This window comes from Pseudomonas sp. FA117 (genome assembly GCF_057370475.1).
The window spans coordinates 1,176,845-1,195,688 of record NZ_CM170675.1; the positions used below are offsets into that span (position 1 = coordinate 1,176,845).

Annotated in this window: 16 protein-coding genes; 9 read left to right on the forward strand and 7 right to left on the reverse strand. The window is 63.6% G+C overall.

The features are described 5' to 3' along the window. Nucleotides 1–86: 86 nt before the first annotated feature. Together AC1TXO_RS05530 and AC1TXO_RS05535 are read right to left on the reverse strand one after the other, a co-directional pair. On the reverse strand, nucleotides 87–1,295 hold the full coding sequence (locus AC1TXO_RS05530; RefSeq protein ID WP_486405382.1) for a hypothetical protein: 1,209 nt from the start codon (nucleotides 1,293–1,295) through the stop codon (nucleotides 87–89). A gap of 289 nt (nucleotides 1,296–1,584) precedes the next feature. After that, nucleotides 1,585–2,040 carry a DUF721 domain-containing protein gene (locus AC1TXO_RS05535; RefSeq protein ID WP_486405383.1) on the reverse strand — a complete coding sequence of 152 codons (456 nt, stop codon included), beginning with the start codon at nucleotides 2,038–2,040 and terminating at the stop codon, nucleotides 1,585–1,587. Nucleotides 2,041–2,390: 350 nt separating this feature from the next. Here AC1TXO_RS05535 and secA point away from each other — a divergent pair, with 350 nt between their 5' ends. The 4 genes from secA (at nucleotide 2,391) to AC1TXO_RS05555 (ending at nucleotide 8,209) form a co-directional block, all read left to right on the forward strand. Next, nucleotides 2,391–5,126, forward strand: coding sequence for a preprotein translocase subunit SecA (gene secA / locus AC1TXO_RS05540; protein ID WP_486405384.1), 2,736 nt, complete (start codon nucleotides 2,391–2,393; stop codon nucleotides 5,124–5,126). A 165-nt stretch (nucleotides 5,127–5,291) separates the two neighbouring features. Then, nucleotides 5,292–6,509 (forward strand): bifunctional glutamate N-acetyltransferase/amino-acid acetyltransferase ArgJ, encoded by a 1,218-nt coding sequence (gene argJ / locus AC1TXO_RS05545; RefSeq protein ID WP_486405385.1) that lies wholly within the window; start codon nucleotides 5,292–5,294, stop codon nucleotides 6,507–6,509. A gap of 126 nt (nucleotides 6,510–6,635) precedes the next feature. Next, nucleotides 6,636–7,268 (forward strand): glutathione S-transferase family protein, encoded by a 633-nt coding sequence (locus AC1TXO_RS05550; RefSeq protein WP_486405386.1) that lies wholly within the window; start codon nucleotides 6,636–6,638, stop codon nucleotides 7,266–7,268. Next, nucleotides 7,265–8,209 carry a Nudix family hydrolase gene (locus AC1TXO_RS05555; RefSeq protein WP_486405387.1) on the forward strand — a complete coding sequence of 315 codons (945 nt, stop codon included), beginning with the start codon at nucleotides 7,265–7,267 and terminating at the stop codon, nucleotides 8,207–8,209. The genes AC1TXO_RS05550 and AC1TXO_RS05555 overlap by 4 nt, the downstream gene beginning before the upstream one ends. 81 nt (nucleotides 8,210–8,290) lie before the next feature. Here AC1TXO_RS05555 and AC1TXO_RS05560 read toward each other — a convergent pair whose 3' ends face one another. From AC1TXO_RS05560 to AC1TXO_RS05570, 3 genes are read right to left on the reverse strand one after another with little or no spacing between them, the layout of a single operon-like run. After that, nucleotides 8,291–8,857, reverse strand: coding sequence for a cob(I)yrinic acid a,c-diamide adenosyltransferase (locus AC1TXO_RS05560; protein WP_486405388.1), 567 nt, complete (start codon nucleotides 8,855–8,857; stop codon nucleotides 8,291–8,293). A gap of 1 nt (nucleotide 8,858) precedes the next feature. Then, nucleotides 8,859–10,889, reverse strand: a complete 2,031-nt coding sequence (locus tag AC1TXO_RS05565) for an ATP-binding protein (protein ID WP_486405389.1) — start codon at nucleotides 10,887–10,889, stop codon at nucleotides 8,859–8,861. Between the two features lie 36 nt (nucleotides 10,890–10,925). Then, nucleotides 10,926–11,843, reverse strand: coding sequence for a putative 2-dehydropantoate 2-reductase (locus AC1TXO_RS05570; protein WP_486405390.1), 918 nt, complete (start codon nucleotides 11,841–11,843; stop codon nucleotides 10,926–10,928). A gap of 101 nt (nucleotides 11,844–11,944) precedes the next feature. On the opposite strand from AC1TXO_RS05570, the gene AC1TXO_RS05575 reads away from it, so the two are divergent. The 3 genes from AC1TXO_RS05575 to AC1TXO_RS05585 all read left to right on the forward strand — a co-directional run bounded on the left by AC1TXO_RS05575 (nucleotide 11,945) and on the right by AC1TXO_RS05585 (nucleotide 14,786). Next, nucleotides 11,945–12,430, forward strand: coding sequence for a YajQ family cyclic di-GMP-binding protein (locus AC1TXO_RS05575; protein ID WP_414535928.1), 486 nt, complete (start codon nucleotides 11,945–11,947; stop codon nucleotides 12,428–12,430). A gap of 112 nt (nucleotides 12,431–12,542) precedes the next feature. Further along, nucleotides 12,543–13,385: a mechanosensitive ion channel family protein gene (locus tag AC1TXO_RS05580; RefSeq protein ID WP_486405391.1), complete on the forward strand. Its 843-nt coding sequence runs from the start codon at nucleotides 12,543–12,545 to the stop codon at nucleotides 13,383–13,385. 156 nt (nucleotides 13,386–13,541) lie between these two features. Further along, the gene (locus AC1TXO_RS05585; RefSeq protein WP_486405392.1) at nucleotides 13,542–14,786 is read left to right on the forward strand and encodes an MFS transporter; all 1,245 of its coding nucleotides are present in this window, start codon (nucleotides 13,542–13,544) and stop codon (nucleotides 14,784–14,786) included. 121 nt (nucleotides 14,787–14,907) lie between these two features. On the opposite strand, the gene AC1TXO_RS05590 is transcribed toward AC1TXO_RS05585, so the two are convergent. Continuing rightward, nucleotides 14,908–16,455, reverse strand: coding sequence for an AmpG family muropeptide MFS transporter (locus AC1TXO_RS05590; protein ID WP_486405393.1), 1,548 nt, complete (start codon nucleotides 16,453–16,455; stop codon nucleotides 14,908–14,910). A gap of 43 nt (nucleotides 16,456–16,498) precedes the next feature. After that, nucleotides 16,499–16,852 carry an MGMT family protein gene (locus AC1TXO_RS05595; RefSeq protein ID WP_486405394.1) on the reverse strand — a complete coding sequence of 118 codons (354 nt, stop codon included), beginning with the start codon at nucleotides 16,850–16,852 and terminating at the stop codon, nucleotides 16,499–16,501. 153 nt (nucleotides 16,853–17,005) lie between these two features. Here AC1TXO_RS05595 and AC1TXO_RS05600 point away from each other — a divergent pair, with 153 nt between their 5' ends. Beyond that, nucleotides 17,006–18,013, forward strand: coding sequence for a DUF481 domain-containing protein (locus AC1TXO_RS05600; protein ID WP_486405395.1), 1,008 nt, complete (start codon nucleotides 17,006–17,008; stop codon nucleotides 18,011–18,013). Nucleotides 18,014–18,097: 84 nt separating this feature from the next. Beyond that, nucleotides 18,098–18,829, forward strand: a complete 732-nt coding sequence (locus tag AC1TXO_RS05605; protein WP_486405396.1) for a HugZ family pyridoxamine 5'-phosphate oxidase — start codon at nucleotides 18,098–18,100, stop codon at nucleotides 18,827–18,829. Nucleotides 18,830–18,844 lie beyond the last annotated feature (15 nt).

The following is an 18,844-nucleotide window of genomic DNA, read 5'->3' on the forward strand; positions in this document are numbered from 1 at the left end:
AGCCGGCCATCTCATCGTGCAACCGCGTCTTGCCAGAAGGCGCTCGGATCTTCCAGGGTTGATCACGGCGCCATACTGGGTATGCTTTATTCCCTGAAGGGTTTGAGTTGTATGGCCGTGACACATGCCGCTTCGTACTCGGACGTTAAGTAACTACCTGGGATCAGTAGCCGTCCCTTGCCGGCTTCGGCTACCAAGCTAATGCCATAGGAGTAAAACCCCGGCTCGCCCAGTCTTGCACCGAACCGCCCATAGCCATTGGGGGGCATGAAGCTCTCATCCAACGTCCCGTCGAGGTTGTAACGTACTACGATGTGTTGCGTGAAGAAGGTGCCGTACCCCACCAATTTTTTTCCAATGGGTGCAAAGTTGTGCCAGCCGCCCGGGATATCGAACAGCTTGACTTCGCCATTGTTGAACGTCAGGTCAGGGGCGCCCGAGAATCTGAGTCGGTAAACCGCCGGTTTGGAAGCGAAACCATCGGAGTCGAGGTCATAAAGTGTTCCGGCCACGGTTATCAACTGTGTGCTCATGTCAACACTCATGCCATAGTAGTAATTGATGATCCAAGGGTCCGATTTATGAAGTTTGAACGAAGTGTCGACATCCCCACTACTGTCCAGCGCACAAGTGAGGGCATAGGGGATTGCTCCCTCCAGGGCATAGATGGTCACTGCAATGCGCGGCGCCGCTTCTTTCTCGGATAGGGCGACCATGGCTGAGTACGCCCGTTGGTCGAAGCCCGTCAGTGGCAGGTCATCTACGTGAACGATGCCGTTCTTGCCAAAAGACACCCAATGTCTGCCATTTGGTTCAAGGGCCTGGAGCGTGGTGTCGGTCAGTACGAACCAGCGCTCTCCAATCGCTAGCACGTGGCTCGCGTAGCTCCCGTCGATGTCGACGTAGCCTTTTTTTTCAGAGCCGAAGGTATCATCGAGCTTACCCTTCGAAGTTAGTTTCCAGAGACGCATAACGCCTTCTTGCACAGTGGTGAGCACCAACAGGTTACCGGCTGCGTCTTCTGCCACGAGTGGGTCTATGCTCAAGAGATTGCCGGACTTATTGAGCTGTGCCTTGCCATCATCACCGAATGTGGTGTCCAGCTTGCCGTACACATCAAGACACGCCACAAAAATTTCCACGGGGGCGGTGCTCTCGCGGTCGATTTGCAGGCCCGCTGTGTAGAATCGGTCCTTGATTGTATGGCTGGCGATAATTTGAGTAGCCCTGCCTCTCAATCCTCTTCTGGCCTCGGGAAAGTATGCATAGCCCTCCCTGCCATATCCTTTGTCCACGGGCGCTTCTTCTGGAGGACGCGGGCCTCGTGTGCGAAAGGCAATGTCACGATAGTTGTGTGAGGGCGGCATGATCAGAGTCCTTTCTGTGAGTGGGGATGTGCCACCTCATTTGAAGCTTGATCAGCACTCTGCACAACTGGCAAATTTGCCAGGGTAACTGCCTTTGAGCGTCGCAAGAACGCAACCCATTTGTTGACGATCAGAAGCACGCTCTGATGGCTTCACTCCTGACGACCCCATCTCGAAGCGTGTTTCGTTGGTATGGGAAGTTGCGGTAGCGCCTGGTTCAGCGCTTGGCCTGCGCATGGCTGGCCAGTCGCTCCAGCGCCGCGCGCAGTTTCGGGTCATTGATGCCTTCGGCCGAACCGCGGATGCTTTCGGCGGCGTTTTCAGAAAGCTCAGGGCCGTGCCCCGTGCGTTCGGCCGGCACCAGCGGTGGCTGTACCTTGAACTGGATGCGGGTCAGGTTGGCGAACGCCTCGAGCATCTGCAGCTGGCGCAGCAGACGCTTCTGCTGGTAGCGCAGGCGAGTGGCCCAGTGGCCGTCGGTGACCACCAGCAGCAATGTGCCTTCCTTCCATGACGCCACGTGGCAGTGCTCGCGGGCTGCCGGTTGCAGCTGGCTTTCCAGCAGGCGTTGCAGGTGCTCCAGGCGCTCGGCCTGGTTGAGCAGCAGGCGCAGCGGCCTGGCCTGGCGCAGCAGGGCGGCGGGTGGTTGGGCAGAAGGCGGTTTGTAGGCCATCGGAGTACGCATGAGGTTACAAGATTGGCAGTCTAACAGATGCCGCCAGGGCCGTTGCCTGTGCCGGACGTTCTGCCGGCATGCTCGCTCCTGGGCACGGTGCAGCGCTTGTGGAAGCAGCCTGCCCGCGAGGCCGCCAGACACGTTTCATGTCTGGCCGCCTTGAACTTGGGGAAAATGTCCCTATGTTAGAAAAGCCCCGTTCTAAAGCGCTGTGCCAGCATCGTGGAAATCCACCACTTTCCTCACCAACGTTTCCGGGTAGAATGCTCGTTCGCATGCGGCCTGTGGGCTGCACGGGCGACTCACGGGGCCGCCCTCCATCCCTAAGTGTGGAAGATCCTGCCGATATGTTTGCGCCTTTGTTAAAAAAACTTTTTGGAAGCAAGAACGAGCGTGAAATCAAGCGCATGCTCAAGACGGTCAGCACCGTCAATGCCTTCGAAGAGAAGATGGTGGCCCTCTCCGACGAACAACTGCGTGGCAAGACCGCAGAGTTCAAAGAGCGCCTGGCCAAAGGCGAAACCCTCGACCAGCTGTTGCCTGAAGCCTTCGCCGTGGCCCGTGAGGCCGGCAAGCGCGTCATGGGCATGCGCCACTTCGACGTCCAGCTGATCGGCGGCATGACCCTGCACGAGGGCATGATCGCCGAAATGCGTACCGGTGAGGGCAAGACCCTGGTCGGTACCCTGGCGGTGTACCTCAACGCGCTGTCCGGCAAGGGCGTGCACGTGGTCACGGTCAACGACTACCTGGCCCGCCGCGACGCCAACTGGATGCGCCCGCTGTACGAATTCCTCGGCCTGAACGTCGGTATCGTCTCGGCCTTCCAGCCGCCGGAAGAAAAGCGCGCAGCCTATGCCGCCGACATCACCTACGGCACCAACAACGAATTCGGTTTCGACTACCTGCGCGACAACATGGCCTTCAGCCAGGACGAGAAGTTCCAGCGTGAGCTGAATTTCGCCGTGATCGACGAAGTCGACTCCATCCTGATCGACGAAGCCCGTACCCCGCTGATCATTTCCGGCCAGGCCGAAGACAGCTCCAAGCTGTACATCGAGATCAACCGCCTGATCCCGCGCCTGAAGCAGCACATCGAGGAAGTCGAAGGCCAGGTGACCCAGGAAGGTCACTTCAGCATCGACGAGAAGAGCCGCCAGGTCGAGCTCAACGAGGCCGGTCACCAGTTCATCGAAGAGATGCTCACCCAGTCCGGCCTGCTGGCCGAGGGCGAGAGCCTCTACTCGGCGCACAACCTGGGCCTGCTCACCCATGTCTATGCCGGCCTGCGTGCGCACAAGCTGTTCCACCGCAACGTCGAGTACATCGTCCAGGACGGCCAGATCCTCCTGATCGATGAACACACTGGCCGTACCATGCCGGGGCGTCGCCTGTCCGAAGGCCTGCACCAGGCCATCGAGGCCAAGGAAAACCTGAACATCCAGGCCGAAAGCCAGACCCTGGCCTCGACCACCTTCCAGAACTACTTCCGCCTCTACTCCAAGCTGTCCGGCATGACCGGCACCGCCGACACCGAAGCGTTCGAGTTCGCCCAGATCTACAGCCTCAACGTGATGGTCATTCCGCCGAACAAGCCGCTGGCGCGCAAGGACTTCAACGACCTGGTCTACCTCACGGCCGACGAGAAGTACGCGGCGATCATCGCCGACATCAAGGAGAGCATGGCCCAGGGCCGTCCTGTCCTGGTGGGTACCGCGACCATCGAGACCTCCGAGCACATGTCCAACCTGCTGCACAAGGAAGGCATCGAGCACAAGGTCCTCAACGCCAAGTACCACGAGAAGGAAGCCGAGATCATCGCCCAGGCCGGTGCGCCGGGCGCGCTGACCATCGCCACCAACATGGCCGGTCGCGGTACCGACATCCTGCTGGGCGGTAACTGGGAGGCGGAAGTCGCTGCCCTGGAGAACCCGACCAGCGAGCAGATCGCGCAGATCAAGGCCGACTGGCAGAAACGTCACCAGCAGGTACTGGAAGCCGGTGGCCTGCACGTGATCGCCTCCGAGCGCCACGAATCGCGTCGTATCGACAACCAGCTGCGCGGCCGTGCCGGTCGTCAGGGCGATGCCGGTTCCAGCCGCTTCTACCTGTCGCTGGAAGACAGCCTGATGCGTATCTTCGCCTCCGACCGGGTGAAGAACTTCATGAAGGCGCTGGGCATGCAGTCCGGCGAGGCCATCGAGCACCGCATGGTCACCAACGCCATCGAAAAAGCGCAGCGCAAGGTCGAAGGCCGCAACTTCGACATCCGCAAGCAACTGCTCGAATATGACGACGTGGCCAACGAGCAGCGCAAGGTGATCTACCACATGCGCAACAGCCTGCTGGCTGCCGAGAACATCGGTGACACCATCGCCGAGTTCCGCAAGGAAGTGCTCGATGCCACCATCAGCCAGCACATTCCGCCGCAGTCGTTGCCCGAGCAGTGGGACGTGCCGGGCCTGGAGGCTTCGCTGTCCAGCGATTTCGGCATGAAACTGCCGATCCAGCAGTGGCTCGACGAGGACGACCACCTCTATGAGGAGACCCTGCGCGAGAAGCTGCTGAACGAGATCACCACTGCCTACACCGAGAAGGAAGACCAGGCCGGCATTGACGCCCTGCGCACCTTCGAGAAGCAGATCCTGCTGCGCGTCCTCGACGACCTGTGGAAAGACCACCTGTCGACCATGGATCACCTGCGCCACGGTATCCACCTGCGCGGCTACGCCCAGAAGAACCCGAAGCAGGAATACAAGCGCGAGTCGTTCACCCTGTTCCAGGAACTGCTGGAGTCGATCAAGCGCGACACCATCCGTGTGCTGTCGCACGTCCAGGTGCGTCGCGAAGACCCCGCCGAAGAAGAGGCCCGCCTGCGCCGCGAGGCCGAGGCACTGGCCAGCCGCATGCAGTTCCAGCATGCCGCAGCTCCAGGGCTGGAAGGCGAGCAAGCGGTCGAGGAGGGCGCCGAAGTGGCGGTTGCCTCCGCGCCGGTGCGCAACGAACAGAAGCTGGGCCGCAACGAGCCGTGCTGGTGCGGTTCGGGCAAGAAGTTCAAGCATTGCCATGGTCAGATCGAGTGATTCGATCCGTCACCTGATACCTACAGGGCCGCTTGGCGGCCCATCGTGGCACAAGGCCGCTCCCGCAGGCATCGCACAGAACCTGCAGGAGCGGCCTTGTGCCGCGATGGGACGCAAAAGCGGCCCCGCTTTTCGCAACCCATTCATTTTTCTAGGAGCGCTCCAATGGCTGTCGGTCTCGGTCCCCTGCCTACCCTGCACCCGGTTCCCGGTTTCGAACTCGGCATCGCTTCGGCGGGCATCAAGCGCCCAGGGCGCAAGGATGTGGTGGTGATGCGCTGCGCCGAAGGTTCCAGCGTTGCTGGCGTGTTCACCCTCAACGCCTTCTGTGCTGCGCCGGTGATCCTGTCCAAGCAGCGCGTGCAGGGCACGGTGCGTTACCTGCTGACCAACACCGGGAACGCCAACGCCGGTACCGGTGCCCCGGGCCTGGCCGCTGCCGAGCGTACCTGCGCCAAGCTGGCCGAGCTGGCCGGTGTGCCTGCCGAGTCGGTGCTGCCGTTCTCCACCGGTGTGATCGGCGAGCCGCTGCCGGTCGAGAAGATCGAAGGCGCGCTGCAGGCTGCGCTGGACAACCTCTCGGAAAACCACTGGGCCGAAGCCGCCACCGGCATCATGACCACCGACACCCTGCCCAAGGGCGCCAGCCGCCAGTTCCAGCACGACGGTGTCACCGTGACCGTCACCGGGATCAGCAAGGGCGCGGGCATGATCCGTCCGAACATGGCCACCATGCTCGGCTACATCGCCACCGACGCCAAGGTCGCCCCGGCCGTGCTCAAGGACCTGATGCTCGACGGCGCCAACAAGTCGTTCAACCGCATCACCATCGATGGCGACACTTCGACCAACGACTGCTGCATGCTGATCGCCACCGGCAAGGCCGACCTGCCGGAAGTGACCGAAGCGAGCGGAGCGCTGTTCGAGGCACTGAAGAAGGCCGTGTTCGAGGTGTGCATGGAGGTGGCCCAGGCCATCGTGCGTGACGGCGAAGGCGCGACCAAGTTCGTGACCGTGCAGGTCAACGGTGGTGGCAATCACCAGGAGTGCCTGGACGTCGGCTATGCCGTCGCTCATTCGCCGCTGATCAAGACGGCGCTGTTCGCCTCCGATCCCAACTGGGGCCGTATCCTCGCAGCCGTCGGCCGTGCAGGCGTGCCGGAGCTGGACGTCAGCCTGATCGATGTGTACCTGGGCAGCGTGTGCATTGCCAGCAAGGGCGGTCGCAGCCCGAGCTACACCGAAGAGCAGGGCTCGGCGGTAATGGCCCAGGAAGAGATCACCATCCGTATCGAGCTGGGCCGTGGCCAGTGCAGCGAAACCATCTGGACCACCGACCTGTCCCACGAGTACGTGAAGATCAACGCCGAATACCGTACCTGATCCGAACCGTTCCAGCTTCTTCGCGGGTGAACCCGCTCCCACAGGGTATGCACAATGCCTGTGGGAGAGGGTTCACCCGCGAACGGCTGCAAGGCAGCCTCAAGTCCCCCAACATGGAGCCGAACCATGAGCTATCACCTGATCATCGGCGACAAGCTTTATTCCTCCTGGTCGCTGCGCGGCGCCCTGGCCCTTGAGCTGGCAGGCGTTCCCTACGAGGAGACGCTGATCAGACTCAACCAGGCCGATACCCGCAAGCGCGTCCTCGAATACTCGGCCAGCGGCAAGGTGCCGCTGCTCAAGACCGGACACGGCGTGATCGCCGATTCGCTGGCCATCGCCGAATACCTCAACGAACAACACCCTCAAGCGCAGCTCTGGCCGGCGGACGTTACCGCACGCGCCCAGGCCCGTTCTGCCTGCGCGCAGATGCACAGCGGTTTCTTCGCCCTGCGTGGCGCCATGCCGTTCGACCTGTCGCGTGACCAGGCGCTGGACAGCGTACCGCTGGACGTGCAGATCGACATCGACCGTATCGTCGCGCTGTGGGCCGAGTGCCGCCTGGCGGCCAAGGAAAGCGGCCCGTTCCTGTTCGGTCGGGCGACCCTCGCCGATGCGTTCTTCGCCCCGGTGGCGGTGCGCCTGCGTACCTACCGTGTGGAGGTGCCGGCCGAGGCCGCCGCCTACATCGAAACCGTATACAACTGGCCGGCCTTCCAGGCCTGGCAGAAAGCTGGCCTGGCGGAGCGTGAAGGGTGAAGCGGATTCATGTAGTTGCAGCCGTCATTCGCGGCGCCGACGGGCGCATCCTCATCGCCCGGCGTGCCGATACCCAGCACCAGGGCGGGTTGTGGGAGTTTCCCGGCGGCAAGGTGGAGGAGGGCGAAGGCGTCGAAGCCGCGCTGGCCCGGGAGTTGCGCGAAGAACTCGGGATCGAGGTCAGCGCCTCGCGGCCGCTGATCAAGGTCAGCCATGATTACCCGGACAAGCAGGTGCTGCTGGACGTGCACGAAGTGTCGGCGTTCAGCGGCGAGCCGCATGGCGCCGAGGGCCAGCCGCTGGCCTGGGTGGCACCGCGCGATCTGGCCCAATATGCGTTTCCCGAAGCCAACAAGCCCATCGTCGCCGCCGCATGCCTGCCCGACCAGTACCTGATCACCCCGGACGGCCTCGATACGCCGCAGTTGCTGCGCGGTATCCAGAAGGCAGTAGCCTCCGGGATCAGGCTGATCCAGCTGCGTGCCCCGGAGATGTACGACCCCAAGTACCGTGATGTGGCGGTGGATGCGGTCGGGCTATGCGCCGGCAAGGCGCAACTGATGCTCAAGGGACCGCTTGAGTGGCTGGGCGATTTCCCTGCCGCTGGCTGGCACCTGACTGCGGCGCAACTGCGCAAGTATGCCGCCAAGGGGCGGCCGTTCCCGCAGCAGCGCTGGCTGGCAGCCTCCTGCCACAATGGCGAAGAGCTCGAACTGGCGCGGCAGATGGGGGTGGATTTCATCACCCTGTCGCCGGTGCAGCCGACCCAGACCCATCCCGAGGCTACGCCGATTGGCTGGGATGAGGCGCAGCGGTTGATCGCCGGCTTCAATCATCCAGTGTTCCTGCTCGGCGGTGTCGGGCCGGCTGAGCGTGAGCGCGCCTGGCAATGCGGGGCACAAGGGGTCGCCGGGATTCGCGCGTTCTGGCCTGAGGTGTGAGTGTCCTGGGGCCGCTTTGCGGCCCCTTGGCGACAGAAGTCCGCTGCTGCGGGCGGCCGCGCCCCCTGCGACAGGGCCCTTTCAGCCCTGCGGTTTCTCGGCCGCCTGCCACAACACTTCGGCCACTCCCTGGCGCCGTCCGATGATGCGCGCGGCCACGAACAGCAGGTCCGACAGCCGGTTGATATAGGCCAGGCCCACGCCCTCGAGCGCTTCGACAGCATTCAACTGCTGGCAACGCCGCTCCGCTCCCCGTGCCTGGGCGCGGCAGACATGGGCCTGGGCCACCAGCGCCGAGCCGCTGGGCAGGATGAAGTTCTTCAATGGCCCGAGTTCTTCGTTCCAGAGGTCGATGGCGGCTTCCAGGCGCTGCACTTCGGCCTCGTCCAGTGCCCGGTAACTGGGCATCGCCAGCTCGCCGCCAAGGTCGAACAGGCGATGCTGGCATGGCGCGAGCACCTCGCTCAGCTCATCCAGGCCCTGCTCGGCCAGCCCCGCAAGAAGCAAGCCCAGCTGGCTATTGAGCATGTCCACCTCACCGATGGCCTCGATGCGCGGGTGATCCTTGGGAACGCGGCGCCCGTCGCCAAGGCCGGTTTCACCCTTGTCGCCGGTGCGGGTGTAGATCTTCGACAGGCGATAGCCCATGTCATGCCTCCGTCTTTGCCGCGGACGTGGTCCCCGGCTGGGTCAAGGGCAGGCGCAGGGTGAAGCAGGTGCCCTGGCCGGGGGTGGAGTGCACCTCCATCTGCCCTTTGTGGTTGTTGGTGATGATGAAATACGAAACTGACAGCCCCAGCCCGGTGCCCTGGCCGATCTCCTTGGTGGTGAAGAACGGCTCGAAGGTGCGCTTGCGCACCGATTCGGGCATGCCGACGCCGTTGTCCTCCACCTGGATCTCGGCCCAGGGTGGATTCAGCCGGGTGCGCAGGGTGATCCGCCCTGGTTCGCTGGGCGCCGGGCGCTGGTGAATGGCCTGGGCGGCGTTCTTCAGCAGGTTGAGCAGCACCTGTTCGAGCTCGTTGGCGGTGCAGGGCACCGGCCCGAGTTCGGGGTCGAACTGGCGGATGATGGCCTGGCCCTTGAAGTCGAAGCCGACGGTGAGATCGAAGTCGTTGCCGGCGATGTCCACGGCCTGGTCGATCAGCGCCGGCAGGTCGCAGGGTGCCAACTGACGGTTGCTGCGGCGGCTGAAACTGAGCATGTGCGTGACGATCTTCGCTGCCCGCGCCCCAGCCTGCTGGATGCCGTCGAGCAACCGGGGCACTTCGCGGCTGTCGAGGTAGCGGTTGATGGTGGCCAGGTCGACGCCGAGCTCGGCGGCCTGCTCGAGGTTGCGCGGCAGTTCCGGCGACAGGCGCCTGCGAATGTTCTGTACGTTGTGCAGGATCGCGCCCAGCGGATTGTTGATCTCGTGGGCCATGCCCGCCGCCAGGCCACCGACCGAGAGCATCTTTTCCGACTGCACCATCATCTCCTCCAGTGACAGGCGCTGGGTGATGTCGTCGATGCGGATCACCACCCCGCGTCCACCGCCACCGGTCAGCGGGTAGAAGGTCAGGGCGTAGTGGCGCGGCTCGTCGTCCTTGGGCCAGGTGACCCGTTCGACCTTCGCCACCCGGTGTTTCTCGACCGTTTCCTTGAGCTGCGGCAGGAATGGCTTGAGCGGCTCGAAGGCGATGAAGATCGGCTGGTTCAGCGCCTCGTCCAGCGGCGTGCCGGAGAGCAGGGTGGCTTCCTGGTTCCATTGCGTGACGTAGAGCTGTTCGTCGAGGGCGATCAGCGCCGAGGGCATGGAGTCGATGATGCTGTTCAGGTAGTTCTGAAAACCGGTGAGCTTCTTTTCGATCTTGCTGCGCACCTGCACTTCCAGCTCCAGCTTGCGGTTGGTGTGGCGCGTCTCCTCGGCCAGCCCTTGGGCCTGGTCGAAGGCCGACTGGAATTCGTCGCGGGCGCGCTTGAGCTGGTCTTCCCGGGCCTCGATGCGCGAGAGCATGGTGTTGAACGCCTCGGCCAGGCTGCCGATTTCGTCGTCGTTGCCGCGCTTGGCCCGCAAGGCGTAGCTCTCCTCGCGAGTGACCTGGCGCGAAAGTTCTTCGAGGCGGTTGATCGGTTGGGTGATCAGGCGCTTGATCTGGCGGGCGATGATCATCCACAGCAGGATGCTGAACACCAGGATCGCCAGGCTGGCCGACAGGGTGCCGGTGTAGAAGGCCACCGGCAGCTCGCTGCTGGCCACCAGCAGCAGGTGCGCGGGCGGGCTGCCGGGGCGGGGCAGGGCGATCAGCTGGGTGCTGCGAAATTCGGTCAGGCGCCAGTTGTCGATGTTGCGATAACGCTTGGGCATGTTCAACGGCTGGCCGTGCTGTAACTGGGCCAGCAGGCGTCCGTCGCTGCCATAGACCGCCGCCGCGCGCAGCGGCGAGTAGCTGTCGAGTTCCTTGAGCAGGGCGCTGGCCGTTTCCGGGGAGTTGCTGGCCTGCGCCGACAGCTGCGGGTTGGCGACCAGCCGGCCTATGGTCTGCAGCGCCTGCGGCGCCATGCTTTCCTGGGTGATCCAGTAGGCGGCGCTGATGAAGGCCAGGTTGGCCACCAGCAGGATGGTGACCAGCAGTACCAGCAGGGCCGCCAGCAGTTTCTGCCCGACCGGGAGGTTTTCCAGGCGTTGGCGCAAGGTCATGGGCGAGGCAGTATCCGTATCGGTTGAGGGCGTGGTTCAGTGATCGGGCAGCCCGAGCGCCCGCAGTTTATCGACCAGGCGCTGGCGCAGGTGTTCCAGGCCTGGGACGGCCAGGCCATGGCGGGCTGCGCCCCGGCACGCGTGGCCCAGCAGGTAGTGAACCTCGGTCCGTCGGCCTGCACGCACGTCCTGGTACATCGAAGAGTAGTTGGCTGCAGTCGCCACGATCACCCGTTGGACGTCTTCGCCCAGGTTTTCGGCGGCCTGCGGTTGCCCGACACGGCACAGCAGGGCGCCCAGTTCCAGGCACAGCGCTTCTACTTCGGGGAGGTGGCCGAGCAGCCCGCCATTCTGGCAGTCGTGCAACACCGTCAGCGGGTTGATCGCGCAATTGAGCGCAAGCTTGCGCCACAGGCGGGTGAGGATGTCCAGCGACCACTCGGCAGGGATGCCGGCTTCGTGCAGCTCGCCGAACCATTCGGGCGCGGTGGGGTTGCCTGGATCGCCCAGCCAGTTGAAGCCCCGGCCAGCGAACCGCACGTGCCAATCGCGCTCGCGGAACGCGCCTTCGGTGCTGGAGGCGAAGATGCAGCGGGTGTGAGGCACCTGCTCGGCGACCTCGTCCTGGCTGCCGAGGCCGTTCTGCAGCAGGATCAGCTCGGCGCCTTCGACCAGTCGCGGTGCGATGCGCGCCACCGCCTGCGCGGCATCGTAGGCCTTGCACGCCACCAGCAGGCGGTGAATGGGGCCTGCGCCCTCGCAGGTCTGCGCCGGGATGGCGAACTGCGTGGCCTGGTGAGGTTCGATCAGGGTCAGGCCGCCTTCGGCTTCATAAGCGGCCAGGCGCTGCTCGTCGCGCAGCACCAGGCGCACTGCCTTGCCTGCCCGCGCCAGGCGACAGGCCCAGAGGCTGCCGAGGCTACCGGCGCCGAGAATATGCCAGGTGCTGCTCATCTGCGTTTCGCAACCCGTTATAATGAGTGCGCATTTTAACCGTCAAACCCGACGCGCTCCATCTTCAGGCCGAGCGCGCTTTTATTTTATGGAGAACAACCATGCCTTCGTTCGACGTGGTATCGGAACTGGACAAGCACGAAGTGCAGAACGCCGTCGAAAACGCGATCAAGGAGCTTGATCGCCGTTACGACCTCAAGGGCAAGGGCAGCTTCGAGTTCAAGGACAAGGAGCAGACCGTGATGCTCACTGCCGAAGCCGAGTTCCAGCTCGAGGCGATGATCGAAATCCTGCGCCTGGCGCTGGTCAAGCGCAAGATCGACGTCAAGTGCCTGGAAACCAAGGATGCCTATGCCTCCGGCAAGGAAATGAAGCAGGAGGCCAAGTTCCGCGAAGGCATCGACAAGGAGCTGGCGAAGAAGATCGTCGCCCACATCAAGGACGCCAAGCTCAAGGTCCAGGCCGCCATCCAGGGTGAGCAGGTGCGTGTCACCGGCAAGAAGCGCGACGACCTGCAGGAAGCCATCGCTGCGCTGCGGGCGAAGGAATTCGACATGCCGCTGCAGTTCAACAACTTCCGCGACTGATCCCCCGGGCAGGAACCTCGATGGCTCCTGAGTGTCCATCGGTTCCTGCGACCGCTGAATGTGCGGCGGTCTGCTTTACTGTGCACGTGTCGTTCGACATCAGGAGATGAACATGGATTTGAACGCTGAAGTCGATCAGCTGGTCCGCCAATCGCAGACCTGGATTCCCTTGATCATGGAATACGGCAGCCGCCTGTTGCTGGCGCTGCTGACCCTGGCCATCGGCTGGTGGATCATCAACAAGCTCAGCGCCCGCCTGGGCAAGCTGGTCGGCATGCGCAACGCCGACGTGGCCCTGCAGGGCTTCATCGCCACCCTGGCCAATATCGTCCTCAAGGTGCTGCTGTTCGTCAGCGTGGCCTCGATGATCGGTATCGAGACCACCTCGTTCGTCGCCGCCATCGGTGCCGCCGGCCTGGCCATCGGCCTGGCCCTGCAGGGCAGCCTGGCGAACTTCGCCGGTGGCGTGCTGATCCTGCTGTTCCGTCCGTTTCGCATCGGTGACTGGATCGAAGCCCAGGGCGTGAGCGGCACCGTCGACAGCATCCAGATCTTTCATACCGTGCTGCGCACCGGTGACAACCGTACGGTGATCATGCCCAACGGCAGCCTGTCCAACGGCATCATCGTCAACACCAACCGCCAGCCGACGCGCAAGGTGGTGTTCGATGTGGGCGTGGACTACGAGGCCGACCTGCAGAAAGCGCGCAATGTACTGCTGGAACTGGCGCAGGATCCCCGGGTACTGGCCGACCCTGCGCCGCAGGCGGTGGTCGCCACCCTGGGCGACAGCTCGATCACCGTGTCGCTGCGCCTGTGGACCAAGACTGCCGACTACTGGGACGTGATGTTCATGCTCAACGAGCAGGCCCGCGATCGCCTGAAGGCCGAAGGAATCGACATTCCCTTCCCGCAACGGGTGATTCGCGTGGTGCAGGAAACTGCAGCGCAGTAACGAACGCGCCTGATCCCGGGGCCGCTTTGCGCCCCTTTCGCGCCTGGTGTCGCGAAAGGGTCGTGCAGCGGCCTGTTTTTTACACTTGTTCACAGCACCTTTCGCCCGTTTCTGGCATATAGCCTGACCCCTCCTGCCTGTGCCCGAAACACCACCATGAAACCATTGTTGTACATCACCCCGCTTCGGGCCTTGCTGTTCGGCCTGACCCTCGCCCTGTTCGAACTGCTGACCTACCTGGCCAGCGATGCCGTCATGCCCGCCATGCCGACGGTGGTCGACGACCTCAAGGCCAGCCCCGAATTCATCCCCCATGCGCTGAACCTCTACCTGCTCGGTGGCGTGGTGCTGCAGTGGCTGATCGGCCCGCTGGCCGACCGCTATGGCCGACGCCCCCTGCTGTTGGCGGGCTGCGTAGTGTTCGGCATCGCCTGCCTGGCGACCTTCTGGGTGCATGACATCGGCCTGTTCAACCTGCTGCGCCTGCTGCAGGGCATCGGCCTGGGCTTCGTGGTGACGGTGAGCTATCCCGCCCTCAACGAGGCGTTCAGCGAAGCTGATGCGGTGCGGATGATGGCGTTGCTGGCGAATATCGCCTTGCTCTCGCCGCTGCTCGGGCCGCTGGTGGGCACCCTGATGCTGCAGTGGCTGGACTGGCGCTGGCTGTTCGTTGCCTTTGCAGTCGGCGCGGTGCTGTGCTGGGGGCTGCTGTATCGCCTGATGCCCGAAACATTGGGTGTGGAGCGACGCGACGGTTCACGCCTGGCGTTCACGCCGATCCACCTGTTGCCGTTGCTGGCGGGCTATGCACAGTTGCTCGGCAACCGCCGCTTCGTCGCAGGCAGTGCGGCACTGGGGCTGGTCGGCTTGCCCTTGATCGGCTGGATCGGCCTGTCGCCGGTGCTGCTGATCCATGACGAGGGGCTGAGTACCCTGGAATATGCGCTGTGGCAGTTGCCGGTATTTGGCGGGCTGATCCTCGGCAACCTGATCATCAACCGCATTGCCGACCGTTACCCGCTGCCCGCGCTGGTGCGCGGGGCGCTGTGGCCCTACCTGGCCGGCCTGTGCCTGATGGTCCTGGCAACCTGGCTGCACCCGACGGTCACCAGCGTGGTCGCCGGCATGTCGCTCTATGCCCTCGGCCTGGGCGTGGCCAACGCCGTGCTGTACCGCATGACGCTGTTCGCCAGCGAGCAGAGCAAGGGTCTGGTATCGGCGATGCTGGGGATGATCACCATCGCCCTGCTGGGGCTCGGGGGCGCTGTGCTGGCGATGCTGGGGGCGGGCGCGAGTCTGCTGCACTTCGCCCTGGGCGCAGGGGTTGCCGGGGCGCTGGCGCTATGGCCGTTGTGGTTCGTGGTGGGTGGTCGGCCTGGAGAAGGGGCTGTCGCTCAGTAAGGCTTGAAATCGGCGTCGCCCTTTTCGCGGGCAAGCCCGCTCCCACAGGTACACCACGGGTTTCAAGAGCAGTGGTGTACCTGTGGGAGCGGGCTTGCCCGCGAAAAGGGCGACGCAGTTGTCAGGGTTGCTCGGTCACCGAGCTGTCCGCCTGCGCCTGCTTGCCGCGCCCTACTTCCTGGCGCCAGTGCAGAGCGATCAGGATCAGCGTGGGCACACCCAGCAGGGCAGTGATCATGAAGAAGTTGTGGTAGCCGAACTTCTCGACCATCACCCCCGAATAACCGCCGATCAGCCGCGGCAGCAACAGCATGATCGAGCTGAGCAGTGCGTACTGGGTGGCCGAGAACTTCAGGTTGGTGAGGCTCGACAGGTAGGCGACGAACGCCGAGGTGGCCATGCCGGAACTGAAGTTGTCCAGCGAGATGGTCACCACCAGCATTTCCAGGTTCGGCCCCATGTCGGCCAGCATCACGAACAGGATGTTGGTGGCCGCCGAGGCCACGCCGCCGATGAACAGGATCGGCAGGATACCGAAACGCACGATCAGCAGGCCGCCGACGCCGGCGCCGACCAGGGTCATGATCAGGCCGAAGATCTTGCTGACGCTGGCGATCTGGTCCTTGGTGAACCCCATGTCGATGTAGAACACGTTGGCCATCACGCCCATCACGGTGTCCGACATCCGGTAGGTGGCGATCAGCCCCAGCAACAGCAAGGCCTGCCAGCGGTAGCGGACGATGAAGTCGTTGACCGGCGTGAGTACAGGCGCCAGACCGCGTCGACCCAGCGACGACAGGCAGGCCCAGGTCAGCAGTGCGTAGAGGATCAGGCGCAGGAAAGCGCGGTCTTCGAGCAGCAGGTCGAGCATGGTCGAATCACCGAACACCACGCTCGCCCAGTCGGTGTTGAACATCTGGGTGAAGCTGGCGGGGACCGAAACCAGCAGGATGATCAGCACGAACACCGACACCAGCTGGTGCATCAAGCCGTAACGCGCCGCCGACAGTTGCGTGCGCAGCGGCACCGGCGGCTCGCGCATCACCAGGGTGGTGAACAGCGCTGGCAGCATGAGGATGCCGAACAGCACGTAGGTGCCGGTCCAGGCCTTGTGCAGGTAGCTGAAGCCGGTGGAGCCGAACCATTCGGCGAAGAACAGTGCTCCGGCGGTGGCGAGCAGGGCGGCGACCCGGTAACCGGCCATGTAGCTGGCGGCCAGGGCGGCCTGGCGCTGATCGTCGGCGATCTCGAGGCGGTAGGCGTCGACGGCGATGTCCTGGGTCGCCGAGGCGAAGGCCACCAGCACCGCCAGGGCGATCAGCCACGACAGGTGTTTCTGCGGGTCGCACAGGCCCATGCCCATCAAACCCACCACCACCAGCACCTGTGACAGCAGCAGCCAGGAGCGGCGCCGCCCCATGCCACCCAGCAGCGGCAGGCGCCATTGGTCGAGCAGGGGCGACCAGACCCATTTGAACGCGTAGGCAAGGCCGATCAGGCTGGCATAGCCGATGGTCTCGCGGGCGACACCGGCCTCGCGCAACCATACCGAGAGCGTGGAGAACACCAGCATGTAGGGCAGGCCGGCGGCAAAGCCGAGCAGCAAAAGCACCAGGGTCGACGGGCTGGCATAGGCAGCGAGCGCAGCGCGCCAGGTTTTACGGGGCATGGGCCAACATCTGCCTCAAGTTTTCGAAAACAAAGCGCGCACTCTAACCGCTGTGCTCCATTGGGCGCCAGCCATGGCGCGACATATCCACTCGATTATTGGCCACATTCACCCCCTCTGCGCGCAGCCTGGCGCGCTGTTCGTCGCCCGATGGCGTGCCCAGCGCCAGGCTCAGGCGGCCACCGGCACCGAGCACGCGGTGCCAGGGCAGGCGTGTATCGCTCGGCAGTTGCCCGAGGGTACGGCCGACCCAGCGTGCCGCACGGCCCAGACCGGCCAGTTCGGCAAGCTGGCCGTAGCTGACCACCTTGCCGGCCGGTATCTGGCCGAGCACTGAATACAGTGCCATTCGTCGGGCTTCGGGATCGTCGGGGTGCGGAATCGATTGATCAGACATCAGGCAATTCCTGACCTATCGGTGGAACAAGATGAAAATATGACGGAAATGAGAATTGAACTCGTAGGCATAGGTCCGGTCTGTCCTTGCTCTGGTCGTGGGTATCTGGATAATGCCCGACTTTTTTCGTCCAACCGAACGCAAATTCTGCCTATGTCTTCTAGAGCTTTGCTGTGCCTTTTCGCTGCCACCCTCTCTGCGCCCGTGCTGGCCGACACCGTCTGGATGAAGAACGGTGACCGCCTGAGCGGCAAGATCAAGGTCTTCGATGGCGGCAAATTGCTGCTCGAAACGCCCTATGGGGGCAGTATTGCGCTGGACTGGAAACAGGTTCAAACCCTCGAGAGCGACCAGGAACTGCTGGTCAAGCAAGACGCCTATACCGGTGAGAAGGCCAAGTCGCTCAAGGCCGCCGAGCCTGGCAAGGTGACCCTGGCCAACGGCGAGGCACCCAAGACCGTCGAACTGGCCAGCATCGAGCAGATCATGAAGCCGCGCCCGCTGGTCGAGGACTTCCTGTGGAAGGGCAACGTCGACCTGGCGCTGGACTACAAGCGCGCCGAGAACGACACCGACGACTACGATGTCAGCTTCAAGACCACCGCCCGCCATGGCCGCTGGCGGCACAACGCCGAAGGCGAGTACAACCGCGAGACCAAGGACGACGTCACCACCACCAACAACTGGAGCGCCGAATACGCGCTGGACCGCTTCCTCACCGAGAAGTGGTTCTGGCAGGGGCGCCTGGAATACAAGCGCGACCAGATCGAAAACCTTGCACGCCAGCGCACCGTCGGTACCGGCCCGGGCTATCAGTTCTGGGATGACGAGCTGGGGGCGTTCTCGCTCGGCTCGCTGATCAACCGCACCGACTACGAATACCGCGACGGCGGCAAGGACAACTTCTATTCCGCTGCGGTCAAGTGGGACTACAACCGTTACCTGATCGGCAAGAAAGTCGAGTTCTTCACCACCGGCGAGCTGGGCAAGCCGTTCGGTTCGGTCGCCGATTACTCGCTGGATGCCGAGATGGGCCTGCGCTACAAGGTTACCGAATGGGCCTCGCTCAATCTCAAGGCCGAGAAGGACCTGATCAAGGGAACCAGCGACAGCGACCTGGACAAGACCCGCTACACCGCAGGCTTTGGCGTCGCCTGGTAACGTCGGCTGCAACTGCCGAGTAGCGGGGCAGGGTGATAATGATTATCTTGTCACCCATCCCGCCCGCTGCCCCAGGAGTTGCCCGTGAGTACCAAAGCCATCCGCCCTGCCCGGGAACTGCTGCTCGAGGAGTACCGTGGCGTGCTCTCGACCCTGTCCAAGTCGATGCCCGGCTACCCCTTCGGCTCGGTCGTCCCTTATTGCCTGGATGACCAGGGTCACCCGCTGATTCTCATCAGCCGCATCGCCCAGCACACCCACAACCTGCAGAAAGACCCCAAGTGCTCGTTGCTGGTGGGCGAGCGTGACGCCGAGGACGTGCAGGCGGTCGGACGCCTGACGCTGATGGCCCAGGCGCGCAAGCTGACCGACGAAGCTGCCATCGACGCCGCAGCTGCGCGCTACTACCGCTACTTCCCCGATGCCGGCAACTACCACAAGGCCCACGATTTCGACTTCTGGGTGCTGGAGCCGGTGCGTCACCGCTACATCGGCGGTTTCGGCGCGATCCACTGGCTCGACGAGGTCACCCTGGCCAACCCGTTTGCCGGCGCCGCGGAAACCAGCATGATCGAGCACATGAACAGCGACCATGCCAACGCCATCGCCCATTACGTCGAACTCACCGGCTTGCCGCGCAATGCGCCGGCCGAGATGGTCGGCATCGACAGCGAAGGCATGCACCTGCGGATCGGCCAGGGCATCCACTGGCTGGCCTTCCCGAGCACCTGCAATACGCCGACACAAGTCCGCGAAGCCCTGGTTTTGCTGGCCCGTGCCGACAAGTGGCCGGTTGCCGAGGCTGCCGAGGGTTGAAAAGGCGAGCGCGCG